An 18,817-nucleotide genomic window follows, 5' to 3' on the forward strand; every position below is an offset into this window, starting at 1 on the left:
TTTGCGTCTTGCAAGCACTAGGTTCCTCCCAAGCCAGCCTAAAGTCGAGACAGTTAAGCATGAAAGCGAGAACCGCACCGTGACGGCAATGGATGTTGAAGCCCTGTTGAAGGGGTTGAGCAGGCTTCCTGACATCGAGGCGGACAATCTGCAGGCCTTTGATGCCACAGACAGTCTTCTGCTGGAGACGGTTGCTGATTTCTTGGGCCCTGATTCCAAGGTGGTTGTCCTTGGAGACCGCTACGGCGCCCTAACCCTGGGTGCTTTGGCTGGGCTCGGCGTCGGGCATGTACGCGTAAACCAGGACCTTTTCACTGGAAGGCTTGCGCTGAACCGCAATGCTGCAGCAGCCGGTTTGGAGGGTCGCTTCACTGAGCACGAACTGGACCGGGAATTGCTGCACGACGCCAGCGTGGTCCTATTGCAGTTGCCTAAGTCGCTGGCTGAGTTGGAGGAAATCGCCGACGCCGTTGCCAGATTTGCAGCCCCGCATGCGGTCCTGCTCGCCGGAGGTCGCGTCAAGCACATGTCCTTGGGCATGAATGCGGTCCTGGAACGGTATTTCTCATCTGTTCAACCGCAACTTGCCCGCCGCAAGTCCCGGGTCCTGGTGGCGCGGAATCCCAAAACAACCCTGGCTGAACGCCCCTTTCCGGTGGTGGAGGCCCTGCCGGAGCTGGGGATTACAGTGTGTGCGCATGGTGCTGCTTTCTCCGGTGCACGCCTGGACATTGGTACCCGGTACTTGCTGACGTTCATGGACCGCATGCCCGCCGCCCGGCAGGCAGTGGATCTGGGTTGCGGAACCGGAATTCTCGCCACGATGTACGCACTTCGCCACCCGGATGCCCGCGTGCTCGCCACCGACCAATCCGCAGCGGCAGTTGCTTCTGCCAAGGCCACGGCAGTGGCAAACGGTCTGGGGGAGCGGTTGGTAGTGGTCCACGATGACGCCATGTCTACCCTGGAATCCGGCAGCGTCGACCTCATCCTGCTGAACCCGCCGTTCCACCTGGGCGCCAGCGTTCACGCCGGCGCTGCCCTGAAGATGTTTCAGGCTGCTGCCCGGGTTCTGACCCCAGGTGGAGAGCTATGGACTGTCTACAACAGCCACTTGCAGTACCGGGCCGCCCTGGAACGGCACATCGGGCCGACCGTGGAGGAAGGCCGCAATCCGAAATTCACGGTAACCCGCAGCCGGAAGTCCTGATTCCTGCCAAGAGGAGCCCGCAAATGGCCGTCGCCGGCAATTCAGTGGCATCGTTACCAACCCCTGATGCAGGTGTCAGCGTGTGCTCATATCCGTAACGGCGGCGGTATCGTACGATTCAGACAACGACCAACTTCGACGAAGTTCATCCCAATGACGAGGGGCATCAGTGACTGAGATCCGGCAGCCGACACCGAGGCGCGGAACCAACCTTCCCCGCATGGGGGACTTTAATTTGACTGTCATTCTGGAGGCGATCCGCCGCTCATCCGGTGGACTCAGTCGCGTTGAGTTGGCTCAGATCGTGGGACTTTCCCCGCAGACGATTTCCAATATTTCCAGGCGTCTCCTGGACCAGGAGTTGATCGTGGAGGCCGGCAAAGAAGGGTCAGGGCCGGGCAAGCCCAGGACCATCCTGAGGCTGAATCCGGCAGGGATGTACGCTGTGGGCGTTCACCTGGACCCGGCTGTCATCACTTTTGTGGTTCTGGACTTACTGGGTGACGTCGTCAAACATTCCCGGATGGCCACTCCTGGCGGTGACCCGGCCGGGGTGATCACCAGCATCGCCGAACAGATCAATGTCCTCATCGAAGAATCTGGCATCGATGCCTCCAAGATCGCCGGACTGGGCGTTGCGGTCCCTGGCCCGATCGACCTCGACGAAGGCTCTGTGGTGGAGCCGCCGCTCCTGACGCGCTGGAACCGTGTGCGCATCCGGGAGGCGCTGGCCGAGGCCACCGGTATGGAAACGTTGGTGGACAAGGACGTGACGAGCGCCGCCGTTGCGGAAACGTGGGCCGGCGGCGCCAGCGGTGCCGGCAGCTTCGTGTTCATGTACATGGGAACCGGCATCGGTTGTGGCATTGTCCTCAATGACGAAGTAGTGCGCGGGACGTCGGGCAACGCCGGCGAAATCGGCCACATCGTGGTGGACCCTAATGGTCCGCAGTGTGATTGTGGATTGCGTGGCTGCGTGAAGTCTTCCTGTATCCCGCAGGTGCTGGTAGCCGAGGCGGAAGCCGCTGGGGTGCTCGAAGGGCACCGGGCAGGGGCGGACGGACCCGAAGTCCAGGAACGGTATGCCCAGTTGTGTGACGCAGCAGATGCTGGTGACGCCAAGGCCATTGCAATCCTGGACAAGTCCGCAACTTTGGTGGCGCGTGCTGTTTCCATAGTGACCAACACCTTGGACGTTGAGCGCGTCGTCTTCGGAGGTCCGTTCTGGGGTCGCATGTCACCTTACTTCATGGATCGCGTTCCTCAATTGCTGGACAAAAACAACGCGGCCCGGATGATCCACGATCTCGAAGTTGTGGGTTCCGGTGTAGGTGAAGACGTTGGAGCCATTGGTGCCGCGTGCTTGGTTTTGGAGCACATGCTGGCGCCAAGGGCGCAAAGGCTCCTGCTGGAAGGCTAGATCGAAGCAGGACAACTGAATATCCAGAAGGCTCGGCCACGTCGCAGGCGTGTCGCGGTGAAGCATGGGGGCTGAAGCCACGTTCGACTGAATGGAGCAACATGCGCCGCCCTGTGATTAAAGTGCCAGTGATGCAAATGCCGGTGAAGTTTGCCGTCACGCTCGTTTCCGTCGCTGCCGTCCTTGCGGCAGCGACGTCCTGTTCGCCAACGCCTGAGGCCGCGGAGAGCAAGAGCCTCAAGATCGTTTATCAGAAGACCGATTCGTTCACAGCTTTGGACGCGGTCATGCAGGACGCCAAGAAAGAGTTCGAGGCGTCCAACACCGGCGTGACAGTGGACCTTCAACCCATCCAGGCCAACGACGACGACTACGGGACCAAGCTGGCGCTGGCTCAGCGGTCAGGTGATACGGCACCGGACGTCTTCTATGAGGACACCTTCAAGGTTCGTTCCGACGTCGACGCCGGTTATTTGCTCAAGTTGGACGGTTACCTCGAGAAGTGGGATGACTGGGCGGCGTTCAACGAAGCGGCCAAGGAAGCCGGCAGGGCGGACGACGGCGGTATTTACGCGGTTCCGCTGGGCACCGATACCCGGGCCATCTGGTACAACAAGACTGTCCTGCAGAAGGCTGGAATTCCGGTCCCGTGGCAGCCGAAATCCTGGGACGAGATCCTCACTGCTGCACGGGCCATTAAAGCCTCGAATCCCGACGTCATCCCCTTCAACATGTATGCCGGTAAGGGGACCGGCGAAGGCACAGTCATGCAGAGCTTTTATGAATTGCTTTATGGCACCGACAGCAGCTTGTATGACGTGGACGCAAAGAAGTGGGTGGTGGGTTCCCAGGGGTTCACCGACTCTTTGTCGTTTCTGAAAACCCTTTATGACGAGAAGCTGGCCGTGAGCCCGGCCGAAGCCCTGGACGCCAACGTCTGGAAGAAGGTTTTTGGCGAGTGGTTCCCACAAGGCAAACTTGGAGCAACCGTGGAGGGTTCCTACACGCCGTCGTTCTGGCAGAAAGGCGGCGCTTACGAATGGGCCGGCTATGAGCAGGAGATGGGCGTTGCGATGTTCCCCACGCAGAAGGGACAAGATCCCGGCGGTGTGAGCATGTCCGGCGGTTGGACCTTGGCTGTAGGGGCGAAGAGCAAGAACCCTGAGCTGGCTTTCCAGTTCCTCACTACTGCACTGAACAAAAAGAATGCGTTGGCCTACGACATCAACAATTCCCAGATCGCCGTACGGACGGATGTGGCCTCGGAGCCTGAGTACTTGGCGGCCAACCCGTTCGTGAAGGACGTTTCAGACTTGGTGAAGGTGACGCATTACCGTCCCGCGACGGCTGATTACCCCAGGATTTCCACCGCCGTCCAGGTAGCTACTGAGTCTGTCATCACCGGTAAGCAGAGTCCCGAGGACGCAGCGGCTGAATACGATGCCACCGTTCGGAAGCTGGTAGGTGAGGACAAGGTCCTGGAGAAATGAGAATTCGCCGCTTACTGCGGCTGCTCCCGGTAGTTCCATCCGTCCTTCTGCTGCTGGTGTTCCTGCTGGCTCCTGTTGCGTGGTCCTTCTACGCGTCGTTCACGGACGTCGCGTTGTCGGGGAAGGCGGCGAGGGATCCGCAGTGGGTGGGTGCGGACAATTATGTCCGGATGTTCAGCGACGATTCCTTTCCTTTGGCCGCGTGGCTCACGGTGGTGTTCGTCGCTGCGTCCGCCGTACTGGGCCAGAATGTGTTGGGCTTGCTCATTGCCCTGCTGATGACGCGTTCGCGCCGGGTGGTGGCATCGTGGGTAGGGACCGCAGTGGTGGCGGCCTGGGTGCTCCCGGAAATTGTGGCTGCATTTGCCGCCTACGCCTACTTCAACCGGGACGGGACGCTCAACCAAGTACTGGGGGCATTTGGTAGCGAGGGGCCGGATTGGTTGTATTCGTTCCCTTTGGTGGCAATCGTTCTGGCGAACACCTGGCGCGGAACTGCGTTCTCAATGTTGGTCTACAGGGCGGCGCTGGCTGATGTTCCCCGGGATGTTACAGAGGCGGCACTCATGGATGGGGCCCGCGGCTGGCAACGGCTTGCTTTTATCACGCTCCCGCTGATCCGGAGCAGCATAGCCACCAACCTGATGCTGATTACGCTTCAGACGCTGGCAGTGTTCACCCTGATCTGGGTGATGACGGCGGGCGGACCCGCTAACGCCAGCACCACGTTGCCCGTGTTGGCCTACCAGGAGGCCTTCAAGTTCGGTGACATTGGTTATGGCACCGCTGTGGCGTCGGTACTGATTCTGCTGGGAATGGTTTTCGGTGCTGTGTACGTCCGGCTGTTACGGGAGCAAAAGACATGACTATCAGGGCGAAGCTGGGTGCGGACATCGCCTTGGCCGTGATCGGGGTGTGTTTTGTTGCGCCCCTGTTGTGGTTGCTGTTGGCCTCCGTTGATCCCCAAGCCGGTTACCAGACCAAGGTTCCGGTGGCGCCGTCCACTGAGAACTTCAGTGCCGTGATGACACCTGAGTTGTTGTTCCAGCCCTTGGCCAACAGTTTCCTCTTATCGGCGGGCACTGCTGTGGTCAATGTGCTTGCTGCCGTGCTCACCGCGTACCCGTTGTCCAGGTATCAGTCCCGGTTCAACAAGCCCTTCATGTATACGGTCCTTTTTGGGACGTCGTTGCCCGTGACGGCCATCATGGTGCCTGTCTATGGCTTGTTTGTTCAGCTGCAGTTTTTGGATTCCATGGTGGCAACAATCTTCTTCATGGCCACTACCACTTTGCCCATGGCGATTTGGATGACCAAGAACTTCATGGATTCGGTCCCTCTGGAGTTGGAGGAAGCGGCCTGGGTGGACGGGGCATCGACGTCGGCGACGCTCCGGAGCATCGTCTTGCCGCTGATGAGGCAGGGGCTGGGAGTGGTGTTCATCTTCGTCTTCATCCAGGCATGGGGAAACTTCTTCGTCCCTTTCATCCTGTTACTGTCCACCGGCAAGCAACCAGCCGCAGTGTCCATCTTCAGTTTCTTCGGCCAGCACGGCGCGATTGCCTACGGTCAGCTGGCCGCGTTCTCCATCCTGTATTCGGTCCCCGTCTTGGTCCTATACGCACTGGTATCCCGTGGTATGGGAAATTCATTCGCCCTCTCCGGTGCCATGAAGGGCTAGCTGATCGTCAGTCGATGTCCTCGATGATCTCGCCGTAGGGTACGGTCTCGTCCAGGTGGGCCTGGTGTCCGGTAGGGCCCCTGTTGAAGGTGATGCGTACGCCGTGCCGTTGGTCTGCTGCAGACTGGAGCAGGACCGGCCGTACGGCGTCGATGACGTGCTGGTCCTGGGAGGCGAGGTACTTCTGATAGGCGGCTGGTAGCTGATGCATGGCAAAAGGATAGACCTCTGAAGTCCACATGGGGAGGGGTACCCATTGCGGTGCCGCACCAAGGAAGGCTTGGATAGAGTGGCCGTTTCACATCAATGCCAGCGAGGGGACCACGAGTGCAACAGATCACAGCCATGGCGGGAATCGATGCACCGGACATGGCCCGTGCCCAGCAACTCGTCGGCAGCATCGTCCGCAGCTTCGAAAACAAAGTGGTGGGTCAGGCCAGGCTGCGGGAGACGTTGGTCATCGGTCTGCTGACCGGCGGGCATGTCCTGCTGGAAAGTGTCCCCGGCCTGGCCAAGACCACAGCGGCCCAAGCGATCGCGGAGTCGGTGAGTGCAGAGTTCCGCCGGATACAGTGCACGCCGGACCTGTTGCCCAGCGACATCGCCGGCACACAGATTTTCGACGCCGCCAAGGGTACGTTCGTCACGCAACTGGGACCGGTTCACGCCAACATTGTGCTGTTGGATGAGATCAACCGATCCAGTGCCAAGACGCAGAGTGCCATGCTCGAAGCGATGCAGGAGCGGCAGACGTCCATAGGGGGCGAGTCCTATCCTTTGCCGCAGCCCTTCCTGGTGCTTGCTACTCAAAACCCCATCGAGCAGGAAGGGACGTATCGTCTTCCCGAAGCCCAGATGGACCGTTTCATGCTCAAGGACGTCCTGGACTATCCGAGCCCTGCGGAGGAAGCGGAGGTTATCCGGCGGATTGACGCCGGCGTCTTCAGTGCAGAGCAGAAGCCACCGGCCGCGGCGTCCCTTGACGCTGTGATCCAAGTCCAGGAGCTGGTACGGCGGGTCTATATTGATCCGGCAATCGTTCGGTACATCGTGGGGCTCGCCTACGTGACCCGTAACGCTTCACAGTATTTGGAGCCACGGCTGGCCAACGTTGTGGAGTTCGGGGCCAGCCCGCGGGCCAGCATCGCCTTCAGCCAGGCGGCCCGCGCCATGGCACTGCTGAAGGGGCGTGACCACGTCATTCCTGAGGACGTCAAGAACCTTGCACATAGGATCCTGCGTCACCGGATCATTCTAGGATTCGATGCCGTCGTTGAGGAGATTTCCGTGGAGACCGTCATCGATGCCGTGTTGGCATCCGTGCAGACGCCGTAGCGGGGCCGGCGCGTGCCCAGCCTCCTCCGACGCGTCAAGTCGAAGATGTTCATCTTCGCCCACCGCAGGACACTGACCCTTCTCGACGGCGAGTATGGTTCGGTGTTCAAAGGCCGCAGCTTGGACTTCGATGAACTCCGGGCGTACGTCCCTGGCGACGAGGTCCGTGATATCGATTGGAAAGCCACGGCACGGCACGGATCGCCCCTGGTTAAGCGTTATGTGGCGGTTCGTCGACACACAGTCCTTCTCCTGGTGGACACCGGCAGGAACATGGCCGCACAAGCCTTGTCCGGGGAACCCAAGAAAGACATCGCCGTGCAAGCTGCCGGCGTACTGGGTTACCTGGCGTCCCGGCATGGTGACGACGTAGGTCTCCTCCACGGGAACGCCACGGCGTCCACCTATTTCCCGCCCCGCAGTGGCGAAGAGCACCTGGAACGGCTTCTCCGAGCAGTGGATGCGAGCGCTTCCTTGGACGGTCCAGCCAGTGGCATCGCCGAGCAACTGGACTACGTGTTGCGGTATCTGAAAGGGCGTTTACTCATCGTCGCCGTGGCGGATGAATTCCTGCCGGACGCCCGCACCGAGAACCTCATGCGAAGACTGCGCGGCCGGCACGAGGTGCTGTGGCTGACAGTCCGCGACGCCGAACTCGCTGCCGTGGCAGGGAACCGGATGCAGGAAAGCACTGATGTGGGCACAGGGCAAGGAATTCCCCTGTCCTTGGCCGTGGACGCCAAGGTAGGTGCCGCCTACGCTGCAGCAACCCTGGAACGCGAACAGCGGCGGCGGGACGTGTTCCACCGCCTGGGAATTGCCGAGGAGCAGACAACCGGCAGCGAAGAGGTCCTGACTTCAGTGTTCGCTCTGCTGGAAAAACACCGCTCCCGGGCCTTCACTGCCAAGACCTCTCCCAAGGGCGGCAACCGTGCAGGATGAAGCGGGCTTCTATTCGCCCCTGCAATATCAACCGCAATGGTTGTGGCTCGGAATCTTGCTCGTGCTCCTCATCGGGTCCTGGTACGCCTGGATCCTCCTGTCGACCCGCAAGAAGGCGCCCGTCCGCCAAGCTGCGCCGGTCCGCCAAGTACCTAACTTGGACACGCTACGAGCCGCATGCCTGACGGCAATCGACGCCACAGCAGCAGACTCCGACGCCGGCCGCTTGCCACAGCGCGACGCCCACCAGAGACTCAGTTTCCTCGTGCGGGAGTTCGCCGGAGCCGCCACGGGCCTGCCCTTGACCTCCATGACCCTCGAAGACCTCCACCGCCACGACCTCAAACAACTGGCCACAGGAATAGCGGGCATTTACCCCAACGAATTCGCACCCCAACCGGTCGATTCCGTCAGGCAATCCGCAGAAGCCGCACGTCAGGTGGTGCTGGCATGGAACTGAGCTACTGGTGGATCCTTCCCTTGGCCGCAGCAGCGGTGACAGTCACCGCCTGGCTGTACCGCCGTCGTCGTACCCCAAAGACCCGACCCATTGCCCACGGTGAGCGGCTCACCGACCTCCCTGAATACCAACGCGCCCTTCGCCGGCACCGCACCCGCTTGGCGCTTGCCGTGGTGTTGGGCGCCGTGTTCCTCGCCGCCACCGCCACGGCAGCTGCAAGACCCATCCACCGATCAACGGAGCAACCGGAAATCAGGAACAGGGACATTGTTCTCTGCCTGGACGTGTCCGGGTCCATGACCAGTACAGATGCCGCCATCGCAGCGGTATTCGAAGACCTGGCCAAGGAATTCGATGGCGAGAGAATCGGCATGGTCATCTTCGACAGCAGCAGCGTGCAACTCTTCCCGCTCACCGACGACTACCAGTACGCAGCCGAACAACTCACCCAAGCCAAAGAAGCCTTGGACAGCGGCGCAGGGTCCTTCTTTGACGGCACGTGGAACGGGGAAGGGTCCTCGCTCATAGGCGACGGACTGGCAAGCTGCGTACAAAGCTTCCCTGGCACCGACGCAGGGGAGCGCTCGCGATCCGTGGTCCTGGCCACGGACAACTTCCTTTCCGGGGAACCGATCTTCACCCTGGAAGAAGCCTCGGCCCTGGCCGCCGAGAAGAAGGTGAAAGTGCACGCGCTCAACCCCGGCGACATGGACTATGGCGGGCAACCCGATCAGCCAGGTGCCCAGCTCGAGGCGGCAGCCCAACGAACCGGCGGCACTTACTTCACACTTGATAGCCCGGACGCAGTTCAGGGCATTGTCCAGAAAGTGCAGGAGGCCGAAGCCACCAGCTACCTTGCGGCGCCCAGGGTAGTGCTCGACGATGCTCCTGCATGGCCCCTGGGTATTGCTGTGTTTGCCGGTACGGGGATGCTCCTGCTCGGATGGCGGTTGGAACCATGACCTTCGCCCCTCTTGTCCCATGGCCCCTCCTGGCTCTAGCCTGCGCGGCCCTGTTGGGCTTCACGGCCTGGACCCTGGTGCGTCGCAAGCAAAGCCGGCCGCAACAACCCTGGATACCCTCAGCCCTGCGCAGTGCCGCCGTGATCCTCCTGCTCCTTGCAGCCCTGCGTCCCGGTTGGGCCGGAGGCCAAGCCCAAACCGGCACCGCAGACCTGGACGTCTTCTTCGTGGTGGACACCAGCACCAGCATGGCCGCAGAAGACTACAAAGGAACCAGCACCCGGCTTTCAGGAGTTCAACAAGACGTCATGGCCATCGCCAAGGAACTCGCCGGAGCCAAATTCTCGCTCATCACCTTCGACAACAAAGCCACCGTACGCGTACCACTCACACAGGACGCAACAGCACTGCAAACGGCCATGGCCACCCTGCAACCCCAAAACAGCAGGTACGCCAAAGGAAGCAGCGTGACCGGCGCGGCGCAACTCCTGAAAGAAAGGCTCCAGACAGCCAAGCAGCAACACCCAGGACGCCCTGCACTGGTCTTTTACGCCGGCGACGGTGAGAACACCAGCGCAGAAGCGCCGGCGCCCATGGACGCCGGCAACGTGGCCGGGGGAGCGGTGCTCGGGTACGGAACCGGGCAGGGTGGCCGGATGAAGGAAACCTCCAACGCCGACGCCGGATACGTCAGGGACAAAACCTCCGACACCCCGCAGGATGCCGTCTCACGGATCGACGAAGGGCAGTTGCGGACCATCGCAGACCAGCTCCACGTCCCCTACGCCCACAGGACAGGCACCGAGCCAACCTCGGATATGTTGAGCCAAGCCCGCCCCGGAGCCATCACCGCGATCACCCACAACGGCCCGGGCCGCGTGGAACTCTACTGGCTGCTCGCCATGGCCGCTTTCCTTCTGGCGATCAACGAACCTTTACGGCACTTCACCGCCCTCCAATCGCTTCGGCCTGCAGTGCGGAAGGAGCCCACCCCATGAACGACGACAACGCACGACGGCGCCGACGCCGGCTGGCGCTCTACTCAGCACCACCTGCGCTGCTGGCGCTCGCAGTTGCCGCGAAGCTCCTGAGCGTTGGTGTGCTAGGCGCCTCCGCTGCAGAGTCTTTTGACGCTGGAGAGCATGAGGGAGTGGCCACTGCGGCGTCGTGGTTGCAGGTGGCGAACTTGCTGGAGCCCCACAAGGGACTTTTCGTCTCCGGGGATGCCCATGTTCTGGCGGGCGACTTTGCCGGTGCGCGAAAAGACTTTGAGTCTGCGTTGGAGGTGGGGGCCGGCATTGATGAGTGCAGGGTGCGTGTCAATCTTGTGTTGAGCATCGAGAAGCTGGGGGATGCGGCCGGGGATCCGGACGCTGCGGCTCGCTTGTTCACGGAAGCCAAGACCGCAGCTGAAAATGCGCCGCCGCAATGCCATGCGGAGGGACCGGCAAATGCAGCGGGAGAGGGAGAGAGTCTCGACGCGGCCCAGGAACGTCTCAACGGCAAAATTTCCGCGGGTGAGTCGCCAGGCAAGGATCCATCCACGTCCGGGCAGGCCACGCAGCCGCCCCCGAACCAGGAGCAACTCCAGCAGCTTGAAGAAAGCGGGCGGCAAGCACAGCTTGAGCGTTCTGAGGGTCAGGAGCGGGGCGAGTACCTGCGGGGGCCGGACAAAGCCCCGGGGGTGGACCGTCCGTGGTGAGTTGTTACACGAAGTAGTTAGGACTCCCAGAGAATTTCGTCGTCCACCACGCCGTCCTCGTCAGCTGCAGCCACTAACAGTTCGTCCGTGAAGTGTGAGCCGAGGGTGAAGTCCAGTACGAAGTACCGTTCCGGCTGGCCGGGATAGATGGCCACGTGGCCGAGTTTGAGTGCTTTGAGGAAGACGTCGTTGGTGAGCTGGCCTTTGTCGGTGACACCGAAGACGGATTCGAGCTGCTCTTCCTTGAGCTGCGAACAGTGAAAATGGAGGAATTGTTGGGGGTTGGTGCCGTCCTGATCCAGTTCGTCGGCGATCATTTCCCTGACTTGGTCCACGAGTTCGGGCAGGAAGCGCAACCTGTAGTCCACCTTGCGCATGGCCGCCTCATCGAAGTGGTCGTGCGCAGTGACATTGAGGTCCAACTCAAGCTGGTTGCCGCCAAGTTCGTGTCTCGCGACGAAGCAATGTTCACGCCCGTGGTTGAGCTCGATCTCCCCAAAATGTTTGCTCGCTACCTTGCCCATGTGATCAATCTAACCCCATCAACGGGCGGGTTCCAGCACTTCGCGCCAATTCACCTCGGGAGGTTGCGGCCCTTGACAGGAGCGGATTTCAGGGGGTGAAGGCCGCTCTTTCCCGACGTGTCCCTGAGGGTGTCTGCAAGCAGCTGTGTGAACAACTGCACTTGGGCTGTCCGTTTTTCGTTGATCAGCAGGGCGAACACGTTCCGCGCCAGCCGGATGTCCGGGACGTCGAGGACCACGACGCCGGGTGGCCGGTTCCGCAGCGCCAATTCCGGTACCAGCGAGGCACCGAGACCGGCGGCGGTCATTTCCAAACTCGCATGGAAGTCGTCGCTGTAGGCCACCACGCGGGGGTGGAGGTTGCAGCTGGCGAAGAGGCGTTCTATCACCAGGGCATCGCTGGTGCCGGGGTGGTGGATGATCCACGGCATGTCGGACAGATGTGCGGCCTCGATCTCGGCGTCCTCCCGGATTTTCCAGGACGCAGGCAGCACCACCCGGAAGTCGTCGTCGCCAATCCACTGGCGTTCCAACGAATGCGGCCACGCCAGGCCGGACTGGCCAACCTGATAGACCAGCGCCACATCCAGTTCGCCGCCGCTTCGCAGGCCCTGAATGGTTTGGGCGGGTTCGGCTACGGACACTTTCAGCTCAATACCCAGGCCATTCCATCGTTCATTCCGGATAATGTCCGGCAGCACGTAGGTGGCCAGGCTGGGGAAAATACCCAGCCTCAGCTCCTGGGCGGGGGAGTCGTTGGTCCTTGAGGCTGCTGCCATGAGAGCCTCGACGTCGGTCAACACCTTGGACGCGTGCCGGGTCATGGTCACTGCGGCCTCCGTTGGCACAACGCTGCGGGCTGACCGCTGGAAGAGCTCGACGCCGGTATCGCGTTCCAGCGCGGCCATCTGTTGGGAGACTGCCGAAGCTGTGTAGCCGAGTTGGGCGGCAGCGGCTGCGAAGGAACCCAGCCGGGTGACCTCCATCAAGGTGCGGAGATGGAGAAGGTTGACCATCAGCCGATTTTAGCTGTTCGCCACGCCACATTTTCAAAGTGTCACGACACGCCGTATCCCGGCGACACGCTGAAGATTAAATGTGGCTAAGTAGTCCACAGGGTGTGGATGACATCTCTCAATTTGCCGGAATCACGGACATTTTGAGGACCCTTGCCTGTGGACGAGCAGTGGATTGAATGACATACTTGTAATACATCATCTTGGGGTTCCAGTTCGGCGCTTGCACTACATGTAGTATCGATTTACGGATTGAGCGGGAAACCAGCACAAGACAAAATCAGAGCGTGTTGGCTGTCACGGCAGCCCGCGGGCCGGTATCGGATTCAGTACTTAGTTCCGGTTGAGCCCGCCAGATACGAAGAGAATCAGACTTCAACTTAGGGGACAGGGATCATGACCGTAACGGTTTACACGAAGCCGGCCTGTGTTCAGTGCAACGCAACCTACCGCGCACTCGACAAGAAGGGCATTGCCTACCAGAGTGTGGACATCTCCCAGGACGCCGAGGCCCTCGAGCGCCTCAAGGCACTGGGCTACATGCAGGCACCGGTTGTCGTAACCGAGCAGGACCACTGGTCTGGTTTCCGCCCGGACAAAATCGAGGAACTGGCCCAGGCCGTTTCCTCCGTGGCCTAAGTTTCATTCAGACTTCGCCACCACAGCACTCTAAGAATTCCTATGTAGTAGAGGTGACTCCCATGGCACCGCTGGCAGCGGCACCCGTACGCGATGCTGCGGAAGCTGTGACCACGAGGAGTCACCTCATCTACTTTTCCTCCACCTCCGAGAACACCAAACGATTCGTCCAGAAGTTGGGTACGGATGCAGCACGCATCCCGCTCTATGCCCAGGATGCCCCGCTTCGGGCACTCGAACCCTTCGTCCTTGTACTGCCCACTTATGGCGGAACGAACGGTGAAGGTTCCGTGCCGAAGCAGGTCATCAGATTTCTTAACGATCCCAGGAACAGGGAACTGATCCGCGGTGTTATTGGAGCAGGAAACACTAATTTCGCGGACAACTATTGCGCGGCAGGGGACATCATCTCCGTCAAGTGCAGCGTGCCGCATCTTTACAAATTTGAACTCATGGGAACGCCGGAAGACGTTCAGCGGGTCAACGAAGGGCTGGAAAAGTTTTGGACACAACTGTCGCAGAAACAGAAGTAACCGGGGGCGCTGTGGACACGGTTAAGAAGCCGCTGCCTGAGGCTTTCAAGGGCTTGGGTTATCACGAGCTCAACGCCATGCTGAACCTGTATGGCCCTAACGGCGAGATCCAGTTCGAAGCTGACCGTGAAGCTGCGCACCAGTACTTCCTGCAGCACGTGAACAACAACACGGTGTTCTTCCACGACCTGGAAGAGAAGCTCGATTACCTGGTGAAGAACCAGTACTACGAGCGCGAAACCCTTGACCAGTACACGATGAACTTCATCCGTGACCTCTTCAACCGCGCGTACAAGAAGAAGTTCCGCTTCGAGACCTTCCTCGGCGCCTTCAAGTTCTATACGTCCTACACGCTGAAGACTTTTGACGGCAAGCGTTTCCTGGAGCGCTACGAAGACCGCGTCTGCATGGTTGCACTGCACCTGGCACGCGGCGACGAAGACCTGGCCAACCGCCTCGTTGACGAGATCATTGACGGCCGTTTCCAGCCGGCTACTCCCACGTTCCTCAACGCCGGCAAGGCACAGCGCGGCGAGCTCGTCTCCTGCTTCCTGCTCCGCATCGAAGACAACATGGAGTCGATCGCCCGCGCCATCAACTCCGCGCTCCAGCTCTCCAAGCGTGGCGGCGGTGTAGCGCTTTCACTCACCAACATCCGCGAGCACGGCGCACCGATCAAGCAGATCGAAAACCAGTCCTCCGGCGTCATCCCCGTGATGAAGCTCCTCGAAGACAGCTTCTCCTACGCCAACCAGCTCGGTGCCCGCCAGGGTGCTGGTGCGGTGTACCTGCACGCCCACCACCCGGACATCCACCGCTTCCTGGACACCAAGCGCGAGAACGCTGACGAGAAGATCCGCATCAAGACGCTCTCCTTGGGCGTTGTGGTTCCGGACATCACCTTCGAGCTCGCCAAGAAGAACGAGGACATGTACCTCTTCTCCCCGTACGACGTGGAGAAGGTCTACGGTGTTCCGTTCTCCGATATTTCGGTGACCGAGAAGTACTACGAGATGGTTGACGATTCCCGGATCAAGAAGACCAAGATCAGCGCCCGCGAGTTCTTCCAGACCCTCGCGGAGATCCAGTTCGAGTCCGGCTACCCGTACATCATGTTCGAGGACACAGTGAACCGGGCCAACCCGATTGACGGCAAGATCACCATGAGCAACCTGTGCTCGGAGATCCTGCAGGTTTCCTCGCCGTCCATTTACGCTGAGGACCTCAGCTACGAGACCGTGGGTAAGGACATTTCCTGCAACCTCGGTTCCATGAACATCGCCAAGACCATGGACTCGCCGGACTTTGGCCGCTCCATCGAGACGTCCATCCGCGCCCTCAGCGCTGTGTCCGACATGTCGTACATCAACTCGGTGCCGTCCATCGCCCAGGGCAACGCCCAGAGCCACGCAATCGGCCTTGGCCAGATGAACCTCCACGGCTACCTTGCCCGCGAGCACGTCCACTACGGTTCCGAAGAGGGCCTGGACTTCACCAACATTTACTTCTACACGGTGCTGTTCCACGCACTGCGCGCCTCGAACCGTCTTGCCATAGAGACCGGCCAGAAGTTCGGCGGCTTCGAGAAGTCCACGTACGCATCCGGTGAGTTCTTCGACAAGTACACCGAGCAGGAATGGGTCCCGGCAACGGAGCGCGTCAGCGAACTCTTCGCCGGGCACCACATCCCTACCCAGGATGACTGGCGCGAGCTGAAGGCTTCCGTCATGGAGCACGGTATCTACAACCAGAACCTGCAGGCCGTACCGCCGACGGGTTCCATCAGCTACATCAACAACTCCACGTCCTCCATCCACCCGGTGGCCGCCAAGATCGAAATCCGCAAGGAAGGCAAGATCGGCCGCGTCTACTACCCGGCGCCGTACCTGACCAACGACAACCTGGAGTACTACCAGGATGCCTACGAAATCGGCTACGAGAAGATCATTGACACCTACGCCGCTGCCACGCAGCACGTGGACCAGGGCCTGTCCCTGACGCTTTTCTTCAAGGACACTGCCACCACGCGCGATATCAACAAGGCGCAGATCTACGCATGGCGCAAGGGCATCAAGACCCTCTACTACATCCGTCTCCGCCAGCTCGCGCTGGAGGGCACTGAGGTGGAAGGCTGCGTTAGCTGCATGTTGTGATCAACCTTTAAAGGTTGATTAATGGTGGCCGCGGCTACCCTCAAAACTAAAGAGCACGACGGCGGGTTACCACCCGCCGTCGTAGGCTTACCTCAAGAAACCATCGCTTAAAGGGGATGAAATGACCGAAAAGGTCAAGCTGCTGACACACGTCGAGGCCATCAACTGGAACAAGATCCAGGACGACAAGGACGTGGAAGTCTGGAACCGCCTTGTCAACAACTTCTGGCTCCCTGAGAAGGTGCCGCTGTCCAATGACGTCCAGTCGTGGCACACACTGACGCCGGATGAGCAGCAGCTCACCATGCGCGTTTTCACTGGCCTCACCCTGCTGGACACCATCCAGGGCACTGTTGGCGCAGTCTCGCTGATCCCGGATGCGATCACCCCGCACGAAGAAGCCGTGTACACCAACATCGCCTTCATGGAGTCTGTGCACGCCAAGTCCTACTCGTCCATCTTCTCCACCCTGTGCTCCACCAAGGAGATTGACGACGCTTTCCGCTGGTCGCTCGAAAACGAGAACCTGCAGAAGAAGGCGCAGATCGTCATGGATTACTACCAGGGCGACGATCCCCTGAAGCGCAAGGTGGCCTCCACTCTGCTGGAGAGCTTCTTGTTCTACTCGGGCTTCTACCTGCCCATGTACTGGTCCTCACGGGCCAAGCTCACGAACACGGCCGACCTCATCCGCCTCATCATCCGCGACGAGGCCGTGCACGGTTACTACATTGGCTACAAGTTCCAGAAGGGCCTGGAGAAGGTTTCCGAAGCCCGCAAGCAGGAAATCAAGGACTACACGTTCGAGCTGCTCTTCGAGCTGTACGAAAACGAAGTCCAGTACACGCACGACCTCTACGACGGAGTCGGCCTGGCCGAGGACGTCAAGAAGTTCCTGCACTACAACGCCAACAAGGCCCTCATGAACCTCGGCTACGAGGCCATGTTCCCGGCTTCCGTCACCGACGTGAACCCGGCCATCCTGTCGGCCCTGTCCCCGAACGCCGACGAGAACCACGACTTCTTCTCCGGCTCGGGCTCCTCCTACGTGATTGGCAAAGCTGTCAACACGGAGGATGAGGACTGGGAGTTCTAAGCACCTCTTTATGAAAGGCGGGCAGCGAGTAATCGCTGCCCGCCTTTTTATGTCTGATCACGTTCTGGCGGGCTCGTGTCCTGGCAGGGGTGGGGCTTTGGATTGGTAAGTGTGCCCTGTGGGGGTGGTGATTTCCAGGGTGTGCACGCCGTATGCGCCCCCGTGGGTGCCCCCATGGAGCGTTGTGGTGGTCCAGCCGGGGTGTTCTTTGGTGTGGTTGCAGGCTTCGCATAGTCCTGCGCCGTTGGTGAGGTTCGTTTTTCCGCCGGACTGCCATGGGATTACGTGGTCGATATGGCGGATGGGCGCGTCGCAGTACGGGGTGCGGCAGGTGTCGTCCCGGGTTTCGATGAATCGCCTGAGCCGGCCGGTAAAGAGCCGGGCCTTGGAATCCGTGGCGAGGAGTTCACCTGTGCCCGGTGCTGTATAGAGCCGTCGCAGCCAGACGGTGAGCTCCTGTGCTGTCTGTAGGTGACTGGGGTTCGCTGGCCCTGAGCCGGTGTTCGCCCGCCCAGAGGTGGCCAGTCCGGGGTTTGCCCGCCCGGAGTTCGCTGGTCCGGAGTTCGCTGGTCCGGAGTTCGCCTGTTCGGAGTTCGCTGGCGGCCTTGAGTTTGCGGCTTGCCCCAACCCCAGGAGTTCCCTTCCCCATTCGGCCGGGACGATTCCGTATCCCTTCAGCCGGGCCGGTTCGCTGTCTCCCTGAAACAGGGTCCGGTCGGTCATGACCAGGTCCAGGTTGATGCCCGCATACCCGCCCGAGGTGCCGGTGATGCGTTCGACCAACGTGTCGGCCATGACCTGGCCGCGAGTCGGGACAGCGCTACCTGAACCGGAAGCACCACCCGAACCGGCGTCGCCGCTGGAACGGGCCGAGTCAGCGGCCCGGGTCAACGCAGCATAGACAGCCACACCCTGAGCCACCGGCAACAGTGCGGTCAGGTAGGTCATGGTGTCCGGTGCCGGTCGCAGGCTCACGGTCCGCTCAGAAGCCGCGCGACTGACACGACGCGCCACCGAGCGCGGATCACGACGATACGCAGCAGCCTTCACCGCCGCAACAATCGCCTTATCGCCCTTCCCATCAAACGTCCCGGTATCAGAAGCCAACTCCTCGTCCACCGCAGTCCGGTCCTCAACAGAGAGACACGCCGTCTCCTTCACAAGGCCGTCTCCTTCACAAGAAGGGTGGCGCGCCACTCATTCAAGAGTCCGGACTGCAACGCAGCCAACGTGTGGGGCATCTCCACCACAAGCGCCTTCGCCAAGCCAAGCAACCTGGACCCACGGTTCGGGGATTCGCGACGAGCCAACGCCACCTGAGCACCCACCCCCTGGCCACGCTCGGACACAGGAACACCGGCCTCGGCCTGCTCAGCACGCTGTGCAAGATCAAAAGCCACAGCAACCCGCGCCTGCAACGCCGTGATAGCCGACTTCATCTCCTCCAACACCCGCAACTGCTCAATCAAATCACCACTAACGGTGCCCGGCAGTGCAATTCCTCGGGAGATGGCAGGAAGATGCGCAGCGGACACCGCTGCCTTCGCTTGCGTTTCCCGAATCTGCTTCATGTCATAACTCTGGCAGGGGGCACTGACATTATTAGAGACTTCGCTCTCGCCCGGGGAGGTGCGGCAGATCTCGTTCTGAACCA

The 18,817-nt window shown here is 60.6% G+C and carries 18 protein-coding genes and 1 pseudogene; 15 read left to right on the forward strand and 4 right to left on the reverse strand.

Going from position 1 to position 18,817, the window contains the following annotated elements; genetic code table 11:
• The first annotated feature begins 88 nt into the window (after positions 1 to 88).
• The 5 genes from ACIQH5_RS00410 to ACIQH5_RS00430 all read left to right on the forward strand — a co-directional run bounded on the left by ACIQH5_RS00410 (position 89) and on the right by ACIQH5_RS00430 (position 5,801).
• Positions 89 to 1,210 (forward strand): class I SAM-dependent methyltransferase, encoded by a 1,122-nt coding sequence (locus ACIQH5_RS00410; RefSeq protein ID WP_400399323.1) that lies wholly within the window; start codon positions 89 to 91, stop codon positions 1,208 to 1,210.
• 220 nt (positions 1,211 to 1,430) lie between these two features.
• Positions 1,431 to 2,630, forward strand: coding sequence for an ROK family transcriptional regulator (locus tag ACIQH5_RS00415; protein ID WP_400399325.1), 1,200 nt, complete (start codon positions 1,431 to 1,433; stop codon positions 2,628 to 2,630).
• A 131-nt stretch (positions 2,631 to 2,761) separates the two neighbouring features.
• Positions 2,762 to 4,120: an extracellular solute-binding protein gene (locus tag ACIQH5_RS00420; protein ID WP_400399327.1), complete on the forward strand. Its 1,359-nt coding sequence runs from the start codon at positions 2,762 to 2,764 to the stop codon at positions 4,118 to 4,120.
• On the forward strand, positions 4,117 to 4,986 hold the full coding sequence (locus tag ACIQH5_RS00425) for a carbohydrate ABC transporter permease (protein WP_400399329.1): 870 nt from the start codon (positions 4,117 to 4,119) through the stop codon (positions 4,984 to 4,986). The genes ACIQH5_RS00420 and ACIQH5_RS00425 overlap by 4 nt, the downstream gene beginning before the upstream one ends.
• Positions 4,983 to 5,801 (forward strand): carbohydrate ABC transporter permease, encoded by an 819-nt coding sequence (locus tag ACIQH5_RS00430; RefSeq protein WP_400399331.1) that lies wholly within the window; start codon positions 4,983 to 4,985, stop codon positions 5,799 to 5,801. The genes ACIQH5_RS00425 and ACIQH5_RS00430 overlap by 4 nt, the downstream gene beginning before the upstream one ends.
• Positions 5,802 to 5,808: 7 nt before the next feature.
• On the opposite strand, the gene ACIQH5_RS00435 is transcribed toward ACIQH5_RS00430, so the two are convergent.
• Positions 5,809 to 6,042: a hypothetical protein gene (locus ACIQH5_RS00435; RefSeq protein WP_105692993.1), complete on the reverse strand. Its 234-nt coding sequence runs from the start codon at positions 6,040 to 6,042 to the stop codon at positions 5,809 to 5,811.
• Between the two features lie 86 nt (positions 6,043 to 6,128).
• Between ACIQH5_RS00435 and ACIQH5_RS00440 the strand changes: the two genes are divergently transcribed.
• From ACIQH5_RS00440 to ACIQH5_RS00465, 6 genes are read left to right on the forward strand one after another with little or no spacing between them, the layout of a single operon-like run.
• Positions 6,129 to 7,136, forward strand: coding sequence for an AAA family ATPase (locus ACIQH5_RS00440; RefSeq protein ID WP_400399334.1), 1,008 nt, complete (start codon positions 6,129 to 6,131; stop codon positions 7,134 to 7,136).
• A gap of 12 nt (positions 7,137 to 7,148) precedes the next feature.
• Positions 7,149 to 8,078: a DUF58 domain-containing protein gene (locus tag ACIQH5_RS00445; RefSeq protein ID WP_400399336.1), complete on the forward strand. Its 930-nt coding sequence runs from the start codon at positions 7,149 to 7,151 to the stop codon at positions 8,076 to 8,078.
• The gene (locus ACIQH5_RS00450) at positions 8,068 to 8,538 is read left to right on the forward strand and encodes a hypothetical protein (RefSeq protein ID WP_400399338.1); all 471 of its coding nucleotides are present in this window, start codon (positions 8,068 to 8,070) and stop codon (positions 8,536 to 8,538) included. The genes ACIQH5_RS00445 and ACIQH5_RS00450 overlap by 11 nt, the downstream gene beginning before the upstream one ends.
• On the forward strand, positions 8,529 to 9,500 hold the full coding sequence (locus ACIQH5_RS00455) for a VWA domain-containing protein (RefSeq protein ID WP_400399340.1): 972 nt from the start codon (positions 8,529 to 8,531) through the stop codon (positions 9,498 to 9,500). Before ACIQH5_RS00450 ends, ACIQH5_RS00455 begins: the two co-directional genes overlap by 10 nt.
• A complete protein-coding gene (locus ACIQH5_RS00460) occupies positions 9,482 to 10,498 on the forward strand; it encodes a VWA domain-containing protein (RefSeq protein WP_400399342.1) in 1,017 nt (338 codons plus the stop codon). The genes ACIQH5_RS00455 and ACIQH5_RS00460 overlap by 19 nt, the downstream gene beginning before the upstream one ends.
• Positions 10,495 to 11,202 carry a hypothetical protein gene (locus tag ACIQH5_RS00465; RefSeq protein WP_400399344.1) on the forward strand — a complete coding sequence of 236 codons (708 nt, stop codon included), beginning with the start codon at positions 10,495 to 10,497 and terminating at the stop codon, positions 11,200 to 11,202. Before ACIQH5_RS00460 ends, ACIQH5_RS00465 begins: the two co-directional genes overlap by 4 nt.
• A gap of 17 nt (positions 11,203 to 11,219) precedes the next feature.
• Here the strand turns inward: ACIQH5_RS00465 and ACIQH5_RS00470 are convergent, their stop codons facing one another.
• Together ACIQH5_RS00470 and ACIQH5_RS00475 are read right to left on the reverse strand one after the other, a co-directional pair.
• The gene (locus ACIQH5_RS00470) at positions 11,220 to 11,726 is read right to left on the reverse strand and encodes a DUF2004 domain-containing protein (RefSeq protein WP_062069343.1); all 507 of its coding nucleotides are present in this window, start codon (positions 11,724 to 11,726) and stop codon (positions 11,220 to 11,222) included.
• Between the two features lie 50 nt (positions 11,727 to 11,776).
• Positions 11,777 to 12,742 (reverse strand): LysR family transcriptional regulator, encoded by a 966-nt coding sequence (locus tag ACIQH5_RS00475; protein WP_062069345.1) that lies wholly within the window; start codon positions 12,740 to 12,742, stop codon positions 11,777 to 11,779.
• Positions 12,743 to 13,138: 396 nt separating this feature from the next.
• Here ACIQH5_RS00475 and nrdH point away from each other — a divergent pair, with 396 nt between their 5' ends.
• From nrdH to nrdF, 4 genes are all read left to right on the forward strand, one after another.
• Positions 13,139 to 13,381 (forward strand): glutaredoxin-like protein NrdH, encoded by a 243-nt coding sequence (gene nrdH, locus ACIQH5_RS00480; protein WP_011775022.1) that lies wholly within the window; start codon positions 13,139 to 13,141, stop codon positions 13,379 to 13,381.
• Positions 13,382 to 13,443: 62 nt separating this feature from the next.
• Positions 13,444 to 13,914, forward strand: coding sequence for a class Ib ribonucleoside-diphosphate reductase assembly flavoprotein NrdI (gene nrdI, locus ACIQH5_RS00485; protein WP_400399347.1), 471 nt, complete (start codon positions 13,444 to 13,446; stop codon positions 13,912 to 13,914).
• 11 nt (positions 13,915 to 13,925) lie between these two features.
• Positions 13,926 to 16,067, forward strand: a complete 2,142-nt coding sequence (nrdE, locus tag ACIQH5_RS00490; RefSeq protein WP_337340370.1) for a class 1b ribonucleoside-diphosphate reductase subunit alpha — start codon at positions 13,926 to 13,928, stop codon at positions 16,065 to 16,067.
• Between the two features lie 121 nt (positions 16,068 to 16,188).
• On the forward strand, positions 16,189 to 17,163 hold the full coding sequence (gene nrdF / locus ACIQH5_RS00495) for a class 1b ribonucleoside-diphosphate reductase subunit beta (protein ID WP_011775019.1): 975 nt from the start codon (positions 16,189 to 16,191) through the stop codon (positions 17,161 to 17,163).
• Positions 17,164 to 17,220: 57 nt separating this feature from the next.
• Here nrdF and ACIQH5_RS00500 read toward each other — a convergent pair.
• Positions 17,221 to 18,734, reverse strand: a pseudogene (locus ACIQH5_RS00500) (HNH endonuclease).
• Positions 18,735 to 18,817: the final 83 nt, after the last annotated feature.

The sequence above is a fragment of the Paenarthrobacter sp. NPDC091711 genome (genome assembly GCF_044756605.1).
In the GTDB taxonomy this organism is placed as follows: domain Bacteria; phylum Actinomycetota; class Actinomycetes; order Actinomycetales; family Micrococcaceae; genus Arthrobacter.